The sequence below is a fragment of the Treponema endosymbiont of Eucomonympha sp. genome, assembly GCF_001028545.1.
The window spans coordinates 1-877 of sequence record NZ_BBPW01000253.1; the positions used below are offsets into that span (position 1 = coordinate 1).

General features: G+C 60.5%; 1 protein-coding gene. It reads left to right on the forward strand.

Annotation, left to right across the window (positions count from 1 at the left end):
- Positions 1–564 (forward strand): S1 RNA-binding domain-containing protein (locus AWU74_RS06345; RefSeq protein ID WP_162504944.1); only part of this gene is annotated, 564 nt, incomplete at its 5' end.
- Positions 565–877 lie beyond the last annotated feature (313 nt).

Genomic DNA, 877 nt, shown 5'->3' on the forward strand with positions numbered 1-877 from the left:
TTGCTCAAAGAGCAGCTCAGGGAGAAATACGGAATCGGGCGGCAGACGGTCGACGACATTATCGGCGAGCTGCAAAAGCCGAGCCGCGACCCGCGCGACACGTACCCCAAGCCGATTATGCAACAGGGCGTCGTAAGCTTCGAGGATTTGAAAGAGGGCATGAAGGTTACGGGCAAGGTCAAAAATGTCGTCGACTTCGGCGCGTTCGTGGATTTGGGCGTCAAAGAGACCGCGCTGCTCCACATATCCGAGATGAGCGACTCGTTCGTCGCCGATTCTCTGGGCGTGCTCAAAGCGGGCGACGTGAAGGAGTTTACCATTATCGGGCTCGACTCCGACCGCAGGCGAATCAGCCTGTCGCTCAAGAGCGCGACGGCGCGTCGCGGCGGGCAAAACACCGTCATGCGCGGGCGGGCTTCTGGAGATGGTGGAGTGGGTGCGCCCGACGGATGCCGCGCCGCAGGTTCCGCGCGCACCGGCGGGGAACGCCGTCCGCGGCCGTCCGGCAGCGACGACGGCACACATTACAGCCCGTTTGCGGAACTGCTGAAGAACCGCTCATGAGGCTTGGGTAGATGCGTCGGCAGCGAGCACACCGGCGGCGCGGTAACGCAGAACGTGCATAGGCAGGGCACTGTACAGTGCACCGGGTCGTACCTATCCAGTGTACAGGAGCGTGCCTGTACGGTGCACAGGCACGCAAACGTCCAGTAGAGAGGCGCACAACTGTACGCTTGTGTATCCCGCGACTAGGCAGTGTGGACTGGATAGGGGAAAAGAGGTAAAATAGAAGCATGAAAAGAAATGAAGGCATTCACCGGCACGATATAAGCGACGAGGCGTGGGAACGGATAAAAGAACTGCTGCCCGGACAGGC